Origin of the sequence: Hydrococcus rivularis NIES-593 (assembly GCF_001904635.1) — a bacterium.
Taxonomy (GTDB): Bacteria; Cyanobacteriota; Cyanobacteriia; order Cyanobacteriales; family Microcystaceae; genus Hydrococcus; species Hydrococcus rivularis.
Genome location: NZ_MRCB01000043.1, coordinates 17,101 through 30,999 on the forward strand (window position 1 = coordinate 17,101; position 13,899 = coordinate 30,999).

15 protein-coding genes and 1 tRNA gene are annotated in these 13,899 nt (G+C 45.5%); 8 read left to right on the plus strand and 8 right to left on the minus strand.

The window, feature by feature from the left end; all coding sequences use genetic code 11:
• The first annotated feature begins 108 nt into the window (after positions 1 to 108).
• Both NIES593_RS21400 and NIES593_RS24400 read left to right on the plus strand, forming a co-directional pair.
• The gene (locus NIES593_RS21400; protein ID WP_073601518.1) at positions 109 to 648 is read left to right on the plus strand and encodes a GIY-YIG nuclease family protein; all 540 of its coding nucleotides are present in this window, start codon (positions 109 to 111) and stop codon (positions 646 to 648) included.
• 150 nt (positions 649 to 798) lie between these two features.
• Positions 799 to 960, plus strand: coding sequence for a hypothetical protein (locus tag NIES593_RS24400; RefSeq protein ID WP_175561200.1), 162 nt, complete (start codon positions 799 to 801; stop codon positions 958 to 960).
• Between the two features lie 5 nt (positions 961 to 965).
• On the opposite strand, the gene NIES593_RS21405 is transcribed toward NIES593_RS24400, so the two are convergent.
• Both NIES593_RS21405 and NIES593_RS21410 read right to left on the minus strand, forming a co-directional pair.
• The gene (locus tag NIES593_RS21405; protein ID WP_083602509.1) at positions 966 to 1,982 is read right to left on the minus strand and encodes a response regulator; all 1,017 of its coding nucleotides are present in this window, start codon (positions 1,980 to 1,982) and stop codon (positions 966 to 968) included.
• A complete protein-coding gene (locus NIES593_RS21410; RefSeq protein ID WP_139253771.1) occupies positions 1,925 to 2,320 on the minus strand; it encodes a hypothetical protein in 396 nt (131 codons plus the stop codon). The genes NIES593_RS21405 and NIES593_RS21410 overlap by 58 nt, the downstream gene beginning before the upstream one ends.
• A gap of 340 nt (positions 2,321 to 2,660) precedes the next feature.
• Here NIES593_RS21410 and NIES593_RS24405 point away from each other — a divergent pair, with 340 nt between their 5' ends.
• Entirely contained in the window at positions 2,661 to 2,822 is a 162-nt protein-coding gene (locus NIES593_RS24405; RefSeq protein ID WP_175561201.1) for a hypothetical protein, read from the plus strand.
• A gap of 109 nt (positions 2,823 to 2,931) precedes the next feature.
• Complete coding sequence (locus NIES593_RS21420) at positions 2,932 to 5,238, plus strand: NACHT domain-containing protein (RefSeq protein ID WP_073601522.1); 2,307 nt, start codon at positions 2,932 to 2,934, stop codon at positions 5,236 to 5,238.
• On the opposite strand, the gene NIES593_RS21425 is transcribed toward NIES593_RS21420, so the two are convergent.
• Positions 5,235 to 6,590 carry a serine/threonine protein kinase gene (locus NIES593_RS21425; protein WP_073601523.1) on the minus strand — a complete coding sequence of 452 codons (1,356 nt, stop codon included), beginning with the start codon at positions 6,588 to 6,590 and terminating at the stop codon, positions 5,235 to 5,237. The two genes, NIES593_RS21420 and NIES593_RS21425, sit on opposite strands and share 4 nt — an antisense overlap.
• A gap of 191 nt (positions 6,591 to 6,781) precedes the next feature.
• Between NIES593_RS21425 and NIES593_RS21430 the strand changes: the two genes are divergently transcribed.
• Positions 6,782 to 8,053 carry an HlyD family secretion protein gene (locus NIES593_RS21430; protein WP_073601524.1) on the plus strand — a complete coding sequence of 424 codons (1,272 nt, stop codon included), beginning with the start codon at positions 6,782 to 6,784 and terminating at the stop codon, positions 8,051 to 8,053.
• Here NIES593_RS21430 and NIES593_RS21435 read toward each other — a convergent pair.
• A tRNA-Ser gene (locus NIES593_RS21435) sits at positions 8,054 to 8,138 on the minus strand.
• A gap of 53 nt (positions 8,139 to 8,191) precedes the next feature.
• On the minus strand, positions 8,192 to 9,115 hold the full coding sequence (locus NIES593_RS21440) for a TIGR04168 family protein (protein WP_073601525.1): 924 nt from the start codon (positions 9,113 to 9,115) through the stop codon (positions 8,192 to 8,194).
• Between the two features lie 109 nt (positions 9,116 to 9,224).
• Here NIES593_RS21440 and NIES593_RS21445 point away from each other — a divergent pair, with 109 nt between their 5' ends.
• Positions 9,225 to 9,512 (plus strand): YggT family protein, encoded by a 288-nt coding sequence (locus NIES593_RS21445; protein ID WP_073601526.1) that lies wholly within the window; start codon positions 9,225 to 9,227, stop codon positions 9,510 to 9,512.
• A gap of 57 nt (positions 9,513 to 9,569) precedes the next feature.
• On the opposite strand, the gene rplT is transcribed toward NIES593_RS21445, so the two are convergent.
• The 3 genes from rplT to clpB form a co-directional block, all read right to left on the minus strand.
• Positions 9,570 to 9,920: a 50S ribosomal protein L20 gene (gene rplT / locus NIES593_RS21450; RefSeq protein ID WP_073601527.1), complete on the minus strand. Its 351-nt coding sequence runs from the start codon at positions 9,918 to 9,920 to the stop codon at positions 9,570 to 9,572.
• Between the two features lie 52 nt (positions 9,921 to 9,972).
• A complete protein-coding gene (gene rpmI, locus NIES593_RS21455; RefSeq protein ID WP_073601528.1) occupies positions 9,973 to 10,176 on the minus strand; it encodes a 50S ribosomal protein L35 in 204 nt (67 codons plus the stop codon).
• A 129-nt stretch (positions 10,177 to 10,305) separates the two neighbouring features.
• Positions 10,306 to 12,921 carry an ATP-dependent chaperone ClpB gene (clpB, locus tag NIES593_RS21460; RefSeq protein ID WP_073601529.1) on the minus strand — a complete coding sequence of 872 codons (2,616 nt, stop codon included), beginning with the start codon at positions 12,919 to 12,921 and terminating at the stop codon, positions 10,306 to 10,308.
• 236 nt (positions 12,922 to 13,157) lie between these two features.
• Between clpB and NIES593_RS21465 the strand changes: the two genes are divergently transcribed.
• A complete protein-coding gene (locus NIES593_RS21465) occupies positions 13,158 to 13,586 on the plus strand; it encodes a hypothetical protein (protein ID WP_073601530.1) in 429 nt (142 codons plus the stop codon).
• 143 nt (positions 13,587 to 13,729) lie between these two features.
• Positions 13,730 to 13,864, plus strand: coding sequence for a hypothetical protein (locus NIES593_RS25350; protein ID WP_281250779.1), 135 nt, complete (start codon positions 13,730 to 13,732; stop codon positions 13,862 to 13,864).
• The last annotated feature ends 35 nt before the right edge of the window (positions 13,865 to 13,899 follow it).

Genomic DNA, 13,899 nt, shown 5'->3' on the forward strand with positions numbered 1-13,899 from the left:
GTTTCAACGGACTTAAGATTTGGGGGACAAGAAATTTATTTCTTGGTGCGTTCGAAACAGAATGAAATCCCTCCGACATTTTTATCAAATCAAAAATTTAATATTTCTATGTCTATTCAAGCAGAAATTCCTCCTCTAAAGAGTCTAAAATATATTCCTTATCTAAGCGAAAATGGTGGTATCGACGAGGATTTTTCAAGAAGAATTGGCGTTTATGCTATCTTTAATCGTGAAAAAGTTCTGCAATTTGTTGGCTATTCTCGCGATATATATGTGAGTCTAAAGCAGCATTTAGTACGACAACCTCAAAATTGCTATTGGCTCAAAGTGCAAACTATTACTCATCCTAGCCGTACAGTTCTAGAAGAAATGCGTCAGGCATGGATAGCAGAAAATGGCACAATTCCTCCTGGCAATAGTACCGACGAAGCTAAATGGACGCAGGCAATCGATGCCAAACTCGCGATGACAGAAACAGAAAAAGCCGAATACCAGCAGGGTACGGAATTAGAAAAAATCAAATTACTCAAAAAAATAGCGCGGCGAGTCGAAGAAGAAATTCAAGGACAACTTAAAAATCGTGGCGTTGAAATGGATATTCGCTTTAATCCCAAACTGAAAGAACAAGGATTGTTGGATCTCAAGTAGTTTTGAGGGAAGTCTTCAAGCTCTCGTACCATTGCTAAAAAAGAGCGCTACTGATTGAGAATTGAGGGCGAACCCAGGCGGAGACTCCTCCGACTGGAAAGTCTCCCTACCAGAATTGCAAATAGGGACTATACCATTTTTCATTCATTAATGACAGAGATGGTCGATCGCCTTCACCCCCAACCCCTCTCCCTATTTGGGAGAGGGGAGAAGAATGTCGATCGCGAAAACCTGAAAATTGGTATAAGAGGGTTCTGGCTTCGCGGCGGTTTTGGATTAATTGTCTTCTCTCTCCTCTGTCCTTCGCCCTGAGAACCTTACCGATTGGTGGAGAGCTGTTGTCTGAGTAAAGCCTGGTAGATAGCGCCTGCGAGTAAATAACCGAGAAAAGAAAACTGCTCGATTTCCCAAGCTTCCCAAGGGCGAGCGGTTTGACATTGGTGAACGCAAACTAGCCCCCAGACTTGTTCGCGCACGATGATGGGAACCATCAATACGGCTTTAATATTCAATCGCTCCCACTGCTCTCTGGTTTCCGGGGACAGTTCGGCTAGAGCGAGATCGGGAAGCGTCACGATATGACCTTGCTCGTATTGGGTTTGATATTGCGACTCCAGCCCGATGATTTCTAGAGGAATGGGTTCGATAGAAGGATAACCGGATGCGACGGATTCAAATACAAGTCGCATACCGAGTCGTCTACGTTGTTGATAGAGGACGACTCGTTCCACCCCAGCGATGCTGCGCAGATCGGTAACGGTAGCATCGAGCAACTGCCGCAGATCGAAAGGTTGGGATAATCTCTGGGCAATAGTTTCAAACAATCTTTTCCATTGTTGCTGCTGCTCGAATTGCTGCCTGAGATGCTCAAACTGTTTTAAGGCTTGGCTGGTTGCCAGCAAGCGCCTGACTCGCTGTGCTAGCACTGCCCAATAAATCGGTTTGGTAATGTAGTCGGTTGCCCCCGCAGCAAAGGCGCGATCGATGGAGTCTTGATCGTCGAGGGCGGTAATGATGAGGATAGGTTTATTCGTGCTACCAGGCAACTGGCGCAATCGCTGACAGCAAGTGAATCCGTCCATTTCCGGCATGATGGCATCTAACAACACCATATCGGGTTGCCAGCGAGTAAATGCCGCCAAGCACTGTTCTCCATCCTTGGCTTCTATGACGCGATATCCTTCTTCCTCCATCGCCAACTTCAATAATAGGCGAGTCGCGCGATCGTCGTCTGCTACCAGGATGAGCGGCGTTTGCTCTTGAGACCGATCGCTTCTCACAGTCTGCTGCTCTCTAAGTTCGGTTGTTGAAGGACTTGCTGCCAAGCTTGACATACTTTTTCGTGCTCAACTTTAATTTCGGTCATTTTTTGGGAGGCTTGCAAAAGGCTGTCGGATGGTGCGACGATTTCAAGCTCCTGGTACAAATGCGCGAGACGGTTAGCGCTCAAATTGGCACCAATGGCTCTGAGGACTTGGGTAGCTCGTTGTAGCGATCGCTCGTTTTGGCGTTTGATAGCGGTGGCGATCGCTGCGAGTTGTAAGGCAATGTCTTTTAAGTGACCTCGAACGCGATCGGCAACAATTTCCGGAGATTGTTGACCTCCGGTTGTCTGTAAAAGTTCCAGAAAATTTGTATCGGGCAAAGCTTTCTCTGCGTCCACGTCGGGCATGCGCATGTTCATTAATACTACAATATTATTCTTCAGTCTGCTCGGTGTTATTCCCATAATTGCCCTAATAGTTTTCGATCTTAACTGGCGATTCAGTCTCTAGATTATTGTTAAAAACGAGTACCTTGCTCGTGCATATTTTTTAACTGGTTAATTCTTTATCTTAAGATTTTTTTAAGTCTTTCTTATGTCAAGTTTATCAAGTTTTGAGCTATTTATTACTACTAACTAAAGAGCCGCTTGTCGGTCACCATTCTTTAATTTGCAGCTCGAGCCAGAGAAAGAAAAAAGAGTCAATCTAGTCTATAAAAGATTTTTCGCGTTAAATTTATCTCGATCGATGTGCAAATTAGATGTCCAAGAAACCATAGGTGCCAATGAGATACTCTCGAAGAAGATTTTTTACCAGAATCGACAAAGTTCCAATCGCATTAATGACTCGATCGTCAGCCGTCGAGCGATCGCTGCTGGAGCTTCGGCAAACCGATTGACTCGGCATTAGAATCAACGGAAAATCAGTATTGTCAAATCGCGCGATTTAGCTTTTTCTGGGATCGGCGCTCTAGTCGCAACGACGGCAATTAAACATTTGTGTAAAATTAGACAAAAATATGGCAAAGCGATCGCTTAGATCTTCTACTACAGGTATCGTTAGGGCAAAACAGGCTTTTGAAAGTCAGGGATGGACGCAAGAATCTCTGGCGACAGAGGTAGGGTTGTCAAGCCGTCAGTCTATCTGGAAGTTTTTTACGGGCAGACCGATCGAGCGCCACATCTTCAAGGAAATTTGCTTTAAGCTAGATTTAGACTGGACGGAAATTGCCGATCTGCCAAAAGAGCAACTTCCTGTCAGCCAATCCCCAGAGAGCGAGGAAAATTTGGGGATTGAAGAATGGGTGCAGCGAATGCGATCGCGCAACCGAGAACACATTCAAACTCAGTGCGACACCCTGCAATCGTCTTTCGATCTGACCCAGCCTTTATTAAGTCAAATTTATACTCTCGTCAATCTCTTGCCCCATCCGAGCAATCAACGTTGGCTGGAAATCTCCGATTTGCAAAACGTTCAGCCAGAACTAGCGCGTTTGGATTTTACCCAGCTCGATCGCTCGGCGATTCCTGGCATGGAGTTGGTTGCCCAACACAACAAACTAATGATTTTAGGCAAACCGGGATCGGGCAAGACGACCTTTTTGCAGTATATTGCCCTGCAATGCAATCAAGGGAAATATAAGCGAGACTTAATTCCTTTTTTTATTCAATTAAGAATTTTAAAAGCTGAAGTGCCCGATGAAGAAGATTTTAGCTTCTTAAGCTATATCGTTCGTCACTGTCAAGCTTGTGGTTTGTCCAAGCATCAAGCTCTTATCCTACTTCAGGAAGGGAAAATTCTACTTTTGCTTGATGGTTTGGATGAAATTCCTGAGAACGATAGCGATGTAATTCTCAAACAAATCGATATTTTCTCTCAGGAATACTATAAGAATCATATTATTATTACTTGTCGTACCGCTGCCGTCAATTATCATTTTCGTGGCTTTACTTATGTAGAAATCGCTGATTTCAAACAAGACCAAATAGAAACTTTTGCTAAAAAATGGTTTATTGCTACTGCTAATAGCGAAAGAGAAGGAATTCTCAAAGCCGAACAATTTCTCGAACAATTAGAACGTCCAGAAAATCAACCAATTCGAGAATTAGGGATCACGCCAATTTTACTCAATTTGATTTGTTCGGTTTTTAAAGAACGAGCTAGTTTTCCGACTAAACGCTCGAAACTTTATCAGGCTGGCTTGGATATTTTACTACAGCGATGGGATCGGGCGAGAGGAATTCATCGCGATCGCGTTTATCAGCATCTTTCTTTACCCGATAAAATTAAGCTTTTGTGTCAAATTGCTGCAACTACCTTCGAGCAAGAAAACTACTTTTTTGAGAGTAGCGAAATTCTCTCTATTATTGAAGATTATTTGCGTCATTTACCCAACAGTACGACCGATCCAGAAACGCTTTGGTTGGATAGCGAAGCCGTCTTAAAAGCGATTGAATTACAACATGGCTTATTGGTAGAAAGAGCTAGAGATATTTACTCATTCTCTCATCTGACTTTTCAAGAATATTTGACTGCCAGAAAAATTGTGGCTAGTCCCGCTCCTCAAAAGCTAGAGCAAGAATTACAAAAGTTAGCCAGCCATACTACAGAGAACCGCTGGAGAGAAGTAATTTTTTTAACGGTAGGTATGTTACCACAAGCTGATTTTCTCTTACAAAAGATGAAAGAAAATGTGGATGCTTGTCAGGAAACCGATCGGCAATTACAAGAATTTTTAAGGATTATTGCTCGCAAGGTCAGCGCGATGCAATTACCCTACTTGCGATCGGCCGTTCGCGCCTTTTATTTTACCCTCTTTCAGAGCCGAGATTTGAATTTAGCCGTCTCTCTCGATGACAATTTAGTCAGCATGAAAAATTTGCCGATGGAGATGACTTTAGATACGACTATAGCGCGAGCTTTTACCGATAGTTTAAATTTGGTACAAAATCCCGATCTGAAAAAATTTATCAATCTCTGTTTTACTCTGGATTTAGAAAGCAAGTTTCAACTGGAAACGTCATTTCAACAAGCGTTGAGAGATCTCAAAAATCAGCTTCCAGAGCCAAATCAAAGTAAAGAAAACATCCAAATTTGGTGGCAAACTCAAGGGCAAAATTGGGTCGATCGGTTCCGTTCGCTTGCGATCGCCTATCGTCAGATCGGTCATGATTGGCAGCTGAGTTTGCAACAGCAAAACCTGTGGCAGAAATATTACGATGCCAATCTATTTTTAGTCGAATGTCTCCACAGCGATTGTCAGGTTAGTTTGCCAGTAAAAAAAGAAATAGAAGAGAATCTCTTGTTGCCCAAAGACATGAGTTAAATTTCTTCTCCCATAGCAGATTTTCTGAGCCAGTCTTTAATTTCTTGAGCTAACCAAGTGGCTTCATCTTCACTCAGAGCACCGCCTAGATTGTAAATGCGATCTGGAGAGCGAATAATTACCTGAAAAATCGAACCAGTCCGCTGCAAGAAAATATCTAAAATTTCTGGATTGATACCCATTTCGCGTTTGTAAGTAATGCCCAGAATTTTTCGGGCTAGTTCAAAGCTAACGCGATCGCAGCTAATTTGCGTTTGCGTCCCGCACAAAACCCCCAATACAATAGCAAGAATTCCCCAGAATACCGAGCCGATGCCCGGAAGAACAATGCTAAAAAAGCTGACAAATGGAAGTACCCAATATAAAACAATTAAGCCTAAAAAACCAATCTTAAAAATCTCATTAAATCTTCTCAGTCCGCCTGCTGGTACGAAGACTTTTAACTGGTCAGCAGAGCGCTCTATTCTGAGTAAAGAGTCGTGGGGTTTAGGAAATTTATGACCCGAAGAAACCGCAGCGATATTGCGAGAAATTGGTCGAAGTCTCCCAGTTCTTAAAGTTTCTAGAGCTTCTCTAGCACTCCGAAAACGTTTTTCTATGGCAGTTTCAGTCGCCTTTTCGATCCAAGCAAGCAAATCTCCTCGAATGCTGACTCGATCGGCAAATTGAATGCGAGAATCTTTCTGTGGTAGCTCGACAGGTGCAATTCCAGCGAGCAAATGAATCAATGTCGCTCCCAAGGCATATATATCGGATGCGGGAACCGCGCGTCCCCAAAACTGCTCTAGAGGCGCATAACCGCTAGTTCCTACAATCGTAAACGTTACTCCCGTCACTGCCGCTTGCGCTTGTACGGCACCAAAATCGACAAGATAAATATACTGGTCTTCTCCCAATATTAAATTGCTGGGCTTGATATCCCGATGCAGGACGGGAGGACTGAGTTCGTGTAAATAAATGAGGATTTCCAGAACTTGCATCGCGATCGCGCGAACTTCTTTTTCGCTCAGTCGCTTCCCTCTCTCTAATAATTCTTGCAACGAAATACCGGGAATATAATCTTGTACCAGCGCAAACCAGGGGACTCCGCCGCCTGTATTTTTGTCGAGATCGAAATAATCTCTATAGCGGGGAATTCTCGGATGAGCAAGCGATTCTAACACTTGTGCTTCTCGCTCGAAGAGTTTCAATTCTTCCCATCGCATTTGCGGACTAAAGGCTAGCAGTTTGATCGTAACTCGTTCGTTTGTCTGCAAATCGATCGCCAGCCAAGTTTGGTGCCCTACTGCGGTACGTCCCAATTGTCGCTGTAGCTGATAGCGCTCTTGTAAGATATCCTCTGCTTTAAACACGAAACATTACCTCAAGCAGCATCTTTAAATTCTTGTGAAGTTTTTATTATTGACTAAACTGTACGGTCTAGTATGAAATTAGAAGAAAAACAAGCTTTTATTACCATTGTGCTAAATATATTAAGAAATCGGCAGACTAGCTATTCGGAGTTAAGAAGCTATCCTCAACGGCGAAATCAAGGGAGGAACTAATGGCTCAAGTCAATTTGAAAGAGAAAGAACCGGAAGTCAGGGTAGATATTCCCAAACAGAAGCGCCAACTATCTCCCCAGCCGATCGTTTCTATAGGCTTGTTAGCTGCTGCGATCGCCGGAACGACCTGGTATTTCCTCTCTCCGGCGCCAGTGAAACCGCTGGAAGTAAGCGGACGAATAGAAGGATACGAAACCAATATCGGCGCCAAATATGCCGGACGGATTAATTTTATCGCCGTGCGAGAGGGAGATCGAGTTAGAAAAGGTCAAACGATCGTTCGCATGGACGACCAGGATCTGAAGGCGCAACTGAAAGGGGCACAGGCGCGTTTAAATGCCGCCCAGCAACAAGAGAAACAAGCCCGCCTGCAAATCGATGTTTTAGAGAGCCAAATTCGAGAAATTCAATTGAATCGTCAACAGGCGCAGGGAGAAGCTAGCGGTCGGGTTTTGCAAGCCGAATCGACCCTCGCTTCAAGTATCGCCCAACTCAACGAAGCCAGGGCAAACCTAGAACAAGCGAAAGCGCAGTTGAAATTGGCACAAACCGATCGCGATCGCTACGCGAAATTAGTCTCCCAAGGCGCTGTTACCCAACAAGAATTCGACCAGAGGCAAACTGCCTTCGAGACTGCCCAAGCCACGGTACAGGCGCGCCAATCTTCGGTAGAATCAGCACAGAAACTGGTACGGGCTGCCCAAGGACAACTTCAACAAGCCAAAACTGCCGAGTTAAACCCAGATGTCCGCGCGATGCAAATTCAGTCATTGCGGACGCAAGTCGCGCAAGCCCGTTTGAAACAGGCTGCCGCCCAAGCCGAGGTCGCGAACGCCCAAGCAACCATACAGGAGATTCAAAGCAAAATCTCCGACCTCAACATTATTAGTCCCATAAATGGCGTGGTCGTGACTCGTAGCGTCGAACCGGGTGCAGTCGTTACGACGGGGAAAACCCTGCTGACTGTCATCAATCCCGACGAGGTTTATTTGCGGGGATTTGTTCCCGAAGGAGAGATTGGTAAGGTCAAAGTCGGTCAGCGTGCGAAAGTCTTTCTTGACTCCGCACCCGATAAACCCCTTAGTGCCAAAATTAGCGCGATCGACACTCAAGCTTCATTTACGCCAGAAAATATTTATTTCAAAGAAGACCGCGTCAGACAAGTCTTTGGAGTCAAAATTAGTATCGATCGCCCCAACGGTCTTGCCAAGCCGGGAATGCCAGCCGATGCCGAGATTGAAACCCAGACGCAGTTGTCTAAAATTGATTAACGGAGAGGGTGGGATTTGAACCCACGGTACCTTTCGGTACACTCGATTTCAAGTCGAGCGCGATCGACCACTCTGCCACCTCTCCAAGGCGAACAATTTTTTATTTTAACAAAGCCAGTGCCGAAGATGGTAAGAACGCTAAATCGGTTGGAGAACTGAATCGCGATCGCGGTAAAGGAGATGGTTGGAAACAATTGTCAACTCCTCTCCTACCCAAACCAAGGATATTTCAGCTACAATCCCATTTTGTAACGTAACCAGAGAAAAATTGCGACAGGTTTCTCCTGCTTGTCTGATGATGCGAGGAACGCTAGCTGCATTCAAATAAACCGTTCCTTTTGGAGAGGTTGTAACAGCCGTCCGCAATCGCGATCGCGTGTGGCGTAAGAGATGGTGCATGTGCCCGAAAGTAACCAGAGGAATCCATTTCCCGGTAGCACGTACTATGTCTATCGCTTCGGCAAAATCGGGATCGCCGTAATCTCCTCCTAACGGTTCCCAATCTCGACCGCAAATATCTTCTGGTTTGTCTCCCAATCCAAAAGGTCCGTTATGACCGAGAAAAATGACTGTATCGCAGGCGGTTTGACTGGCAGCCGCCACAATTTTAGTCGTAGATTCTTGAAAATTAGTTACCCCGTAGCGATCGCGCAGAAATTCTTTATTTTTCCACTCAGATCCTCCCCAGCTAAAGGGACGACTGCCTACAACCGATAAGTTCAACTGGGGAAAATCTAACTTGCCATAGCCGACATGTGCCTCTCCTAATAAGTCTAGCTGCTGTTGTACCCAATCTTCCTTTTCATGGTCGTAGGGACATTGCCTGCGCCCCCAAGCCGATGCCGTATACCAAGCATCGTGATTGCCCATAATGGCTGCTTTAGGAATTTCTAAAGAGGCAATCCGGCGAACCACTTCTACCGATTCATTGCCAAAATCGCCGACAAAGAGAACGAGATCGACTTTTAGATGTTGGAGAGCAAGATTATCTGTTTCTTCCCAGCGATCGTGGATGTCGCCGATTACGGCAATTTTTATTAAACGATTGGAATAATTACTCATTCTAATTTACGACTGACTCCTCTTATCAGGATAGTCGCGTGGCGTTGAGTCCAGCAACGATCGGGCGAGGTTTTATACTTAGAATAAAGCCTCATCAGCGATCAAAACTATGGATATTGTTAATTTAGGGACTTGGGTACTCGGTTTTTTGTTGGGACTGGCAATCTTGTTATTTATCTTGCGGATCGTTTTAACTTGGTATCCTCAAGTCGATCTCAATCGCTTTCCCTTCAATGTTGTCGCTTGGCCGACCGAACCTTTTCTCATTCCAGTACGAAAAATCGTACCTCCTCTCGGTGGCGTTGACATTAGCCCGATTATTTGGGTGGGAATTTGTACTTTGTTGCGGGAGATTCTGCTGGGACAGCAAGGAATTTTGACGATGGCATTGCGCTAATAATTCAAAATTCAAAGTTCAAAATTAAACTACTCTTTTTGAACTTTGAACTTTGAACTAATTCTGACCTGCGACTTCTACTACTTTGGCGAACGCCTGGGGATCTAGGACGGCTAACTGCGCTAGCATTTTCCGATTGAGTTGGATATTGGCTTTTTTCAGTTGACCCGTTAGTTGGCTGTAACTCATTCCCTGCAATCGGGCGGCTGCATTGATGCGCGTAATCCAGAGGCGGCGAAAGTCGCGCTTGCGCTTGCGGCGGTCGGCATAAGCATAGCGCAGTGCTTTCATCACCTGCTGGTTGGCTGTACGGAAGAGTTTTGAGTGCGACCCTCTAAAGCCTTTGGCTAGTTTAAGAATTTTTTTACGGCGTTTGCGAGCGACGTTACCCCGTTTTACCCTTGTCATAGTTACTCTCGATCGATTTTAATTGCTTAGATGGTTGACAACAATATCTAATTTATAAATATGGCAGCATCAGCCGAACTTCTTTTTCATCGTTCTCGTGAACTAAAGCGATATGGGATAAGCGACGACGCTTTTGTTCGGAACTCTTATGGTATAACATGTGGTTTTTGTAGGCTTTACGGCGAAAAATTTTCTTGCCGCTTCCGGTAGCAGCGAAGCGCTTTGCTGCTGCTTTACGAGTTTTTAGTTTAGGCATGAACGCTTTATAAATTCGACACAATTTGTTATCCTATCATTTAAAAGGGCTGTCTTGCAAGGGGATTGGGAGGAGAGGGCGAGCAAAAATTTGCTCGCCCTACCATTAGACTTGCAAGGAGTTGATTTCTTATGAAGCAAACAACTCTGCGGGCAATCGCTTGAGGGTTAACCGTTCGTCCTCGACATCGACAAAAATCGTGTCGCCTGGTTTGAATTCCCCGCGTAGAATCGCTTTAGCGATCGCCGTTTCTAAATAGCGCTGAATCGCTCTCTTAAGCGGTCTGGCCCCAAAAACGGGATCGTAGCCAATCTCGGACAGGAAATCTATAGCAGCTTCCGACAGCTTCAAGGACAGTTTTTGTTCGGTTAGCCGTTGCTCTAAACGTTCGACCTGAAGCTTGACAATTTGCCGCAATTCGTGCTTTTGCAATCCATGGAAGATGATAATTTCATCGATGCGGTTGAGGAATTCGGGACGGAAGCTGTTGCGCATCGCATCCATAACGCGCGATCGCATTTCCTCATAGCGAGACTCATCCCCTGCTAAGTCTAAGATATACTGCGACCCGATATTACTGGTCATAATGATGATAGTATTTTTGAAGTCCACCACGTGACCCTGCGAGTCGGTCAAACGCCCGTCATCGAGGATTTGCAGCATCACGTTAAAAACATCGGCATGGGCTTTTTCAATCTCGTCAAAGAGAATGACAGAGTAAGGTCGCCGTCGAATCGCTTCGGTTAGCTGTCCGCCTTCCTCATAACCGACGTATCCCGGAGGCGCACCCATCAGTCGGGAGACGCTATGTTTCTCCATATACTCGGACATGTCGATGCGAACCATCGCCTCCTCGGTATCGAACAAGCTGGCAGCTAGCGCTTTAGCTAACTCAGTCTTGCCAACACCCGTCGGACCGAGGAAAATAAAGCTAGCAGTAGGACGGTTGGGATCGGCAAGTCCCGCGCGCGATCGCTGGATAGCTTCAGCAACCGCAGTCACAGCCTCATCTTGTCCGATGACTCGCTGGTGCAGTTCGTCTTCGAGGTGCAGGAGTTTTTCTTTTTCCGACTCGACTAGCTTGCTCACCGGAATTCCCGTCCACTTGGAGATAATTTCAGCAATGTCGGATTCGGTGACTTCTTCGCGCAACAGGGATTTTCCTGTCGTTTGTCTTTGGGCTAATTGACTCTCGGCTTCTTTAATCTGTCGCTGTAAATCGGTAAGCTTGCCATAACGAAGTTCGGCAGCTCGATTGAGGTCATAATCTCTCTCTGCCTGTTGAATTTCTAGATTAACTTGGTCGATGATTTCTTTGAGGGTACGGATTTTATCGATGACCTCTTTTTCCGATTGCCATTGAGCATTAAGGTTTGCCTGTTCCTCTTTGAGATCGGCTAATTCTTTTTCCAGTTTTTCCAATCTCGCCCTGGAAGCCTCGTCAAATTCTTTCTGCAACGACAGGCGTTCCATCTCTAACTGGAGGATCTTGCGATCGACTTCATCGAGTTCTTCAGGTTTGGAGGTAATCTCCATTTTCAGCTTTGCCGCCGCTTCGTCTACTAGGTCGATCGCTTTGTCGGGAAGGAAGCGATCGCTGATATATCTATTAGACAGCACTGCCGCTGCCACTAGCGAACTATCGGAGATTTTGACCCCGTGGTGAACTTCGTACCGTTCCTTGAGACCCCGCAAAATAGAAATGGTATCTTCGACGCTGGGTTCGTCTACGTATACCGATTGGAAACGCCGCTCAAGCGCTGCATCCTTCTCGATATACTTGCGATATTCATCTAGCGTCGTCGCACCGATACAGCGCAATTCTCCCCGCGCCAGCATGGGTTTGAGCAGGTTACCCGCATCCATCGCCCCTTGAGTCGCGCCCGCTCCCACGACGGTGTGAATCTCGTCGATGAACAGAATAATGTTGCCCCCAGATTCTGTCACTTCCTTGAGAACGGCTTTGAGACGTTCTTCAAACTCGCCTCGGTATTTGGCACCCGCGATTAACGCACCCATATCGAGGGCAATTAACTTGCGATCGCGCAGCGATTCTGGCACGTCTCGGTTGATAATCCGCTGTGCCAATCCTTCGACGATTGCGGTTTTACCAACGCCTGGTTCGCCGATTAGCACGGGATTATTCTTGGTGCGACGCGAGAGAATTTGGATGGTACGGCGAATTTCGTCATCGCGACCGATCACCGGATCGAGTTTCCCTTCGCGGGCGAGTTGCGTGAGATCGCGACCGTATTTTTCTAAGGATTCGTACTTGTTTTCTGGATTTTGGTCGGTCACTTTCTGAGAACCTCGCACTTGGTTGATAATCTCCTTGAGTTTGTTTTCATTGAGACCAAATTCTTGATATAAAGCTCGACCAAAGCGATCGTCTTTGGCATAGGCTAAGATTAGATGCTCGATGGAGATATAATCGTCGCCGAATTCTTTACGAAATGCTTCGGCTCTATCCATTAAGCTATCTAAACCGCGTCCTAGATAGACATCGCCTACATTGGCAACTTTGGGTTGCCGGCGAATGAACTCGTCGGTTCTTTCGCGCAGGCGTTGGACATTGACATTTGCTTTGTTGAAGATACTGGTCGCCAATCCCTCTTGTTCGAGGAGAGATTTCATTAAATGTTCGGTTTCAATTTGCTGCTGTTTATTTTGTTTGGCAATATCGATCGTGCGGACTATTGCCTCCCAAGCTTTTTCTGTAAATTGATTTGGGTTAGTCGGTTGCATTTCTTATTCAGTTAAGCTTATCAATTCAATCTCAAAAGACAAGCAGAAATTAAAGACCCGATCTTGTCTTTCTATCTGTCATTGTAGTGATTTACTCTCAAGCCTTGAGGCGGAAATCCCTACCACAGAGAGTTCGCTTTCCTAGAAATAAGGTTGTCAGACGCGATCGCCCGACAAAACGGTCGCGGAACTGATACCCTCAGTATTGAACGAGAATCAATCTGCACTCGCCACCAATGAAGAATCGATGGTATGTCCCAATCCTATCGGCGATTTTAATCTTTTTGCTGGGCGCTTGTAGCACTCCAACTCCACCGATCGAGTTTGCCCCAGATGGAGAAATTATCAGCAAAGCGATCGCGTTTCAGGTTTCTCAAACCCAACAGCGTCTCAGCCAACAGCTTAACGCTTCCTGTCCACAGATAAAGATCGCTCAGATAAATGTTAAGAAGATAGAACCCATCGTTGTTGGTAATTTACCTGCCTATCACCTAAAAGGCACTTATAATTTAACCTTGACGCTGCCGCGCCAACGAGTGACGCAAAAAAACAACCGTTTCGATCTCTATTTACAACGGCAAGTCGAAGGAAAAACCTGGCGACTCCTCAGACGAGAGGCGAGTTCTTCTGGGAAAGCGCAATGGTCTAGTTACCTGATTCAATAGATTTGTTATTGCCAATTTCCGATTAGAATAAACGGTGCCCAAAAGTAGGGATGGCTGTATTGTCTTTCCTTGAGAACAGCCAGTAGATCCTCCCAGATCGCCTTTAACTTTAAGCGAAACTATACTTAGGCTAACCCAAAAAAATGAGCATACAAATAGAATCGGATTTAGCTAAAATCCTTGAGAGAATAGAAGGGAAAATAGACAACCTACAAAAAGACGTAGGCGACCTTAAAGTATCTTCAGCCAAATTAGAAAGTAAACTACCCCACGCCTAAAAGGGCGGGGGCTTTCGGTAGCCCTTGAGTTATCG

Bases quoted from the DNA above. Each gene is read 5' to 3' on its own strand.
- NIES593_RS21400 (WP_073601518.1), top strand. From the start codon at position 109: ATGTCTATTCAAGCAGAAATTCCTCCTCTAAAGAGTCTAAAATATATT.
- NIES593_RS24400 (WP_175561200.1), top strand. From the start codon at position 799: ATGACAGAGATGGTCGATCGCCTTCACCCCCAACCCCTCTCCCTATTT.
- NIES593_RS21405 (WP_083602509.1), bottom strand. From the start codon at position 1,982: ATGTCAAGCTTGGCAGCAAGTCCTTCAACAACCGAACTTAGAGAGCAG.
- NIES593_RS21410 (WP_139253771.1), bottom strand. From the start codon at position 2,320: ATGCCCGACGTGGACGCAGAGAAAGCTTTGCCCGATACAAATTTTCTG.
- NIES593_RS24405 (WP_175561201.1), top strand. From the start codon at position 2,661: ATGTGCAAATTAGATGTCCAAGAAACCATAGGTGCCAATGAGATACTC.
- NIES593_RS21420 (WP_073601522.1), top strand. From the start codon at position 2,932: ATGGCAAAGCGATCGCTTAGATCTTCTACTACAGGTATCGTTAGGGCA.
- NIES593_RS21430 (WP_073601524.1), top strand. From the start codon at position 6,782: ATGGCTCAAGTCAATTTGAAAGAGAAAGAACCGGAAGTCAGGGTAGAT.
- NIES593_RS21440 (WP_073601525.1), bottom strand. From the start codon at position 9,115: ATGAGTAATTATTCCAATCGTTTAATAAAAATTGCCGTAATCGGCGAC.
- NIES593_RS21445 (WP_073601526.1), top strand. From the start codon at position 9,225: ATGGATATTGTTAATTTAGGGACTTGGGTACTCGGTTTTTTGTTGGGA.
- rplT (WP_073601527.1), bottom strand. From the start codon at position 9,920: ATGACAAGGGTAAAACGGGGTAACGTCGCTCGCAAACGCCGTAAAAAA.
- rpmI (WP_073601528.1), bottom strand. From the start codon at position 10,176: ATGCCTAAACTAAAAACTCGTAAAGCAGCAGCAAAGCGCTTCGCTGCT.
- clpB (WP_073601529.1), bottom strand. From the start codon at position 12,921: ATGCAACCGACTAACCCAAATCAATTTACAGAAAAAGCTTGGGAGGCA.
- NIES593_RS21465 (WP_073601530.1), top strand. From the start codon at position 13,158: ATGAAGAATCGATGGTATGTCCCAATCCTATCGGCGATTTTAATCTTT.
- NIES593_RS25350 (WP_281250779.1), top strand. From the start codon at position 13,730: ATGAGCATACAAATAGAATCGGATTTAGCTAAAATCCTTGAGAGAATA.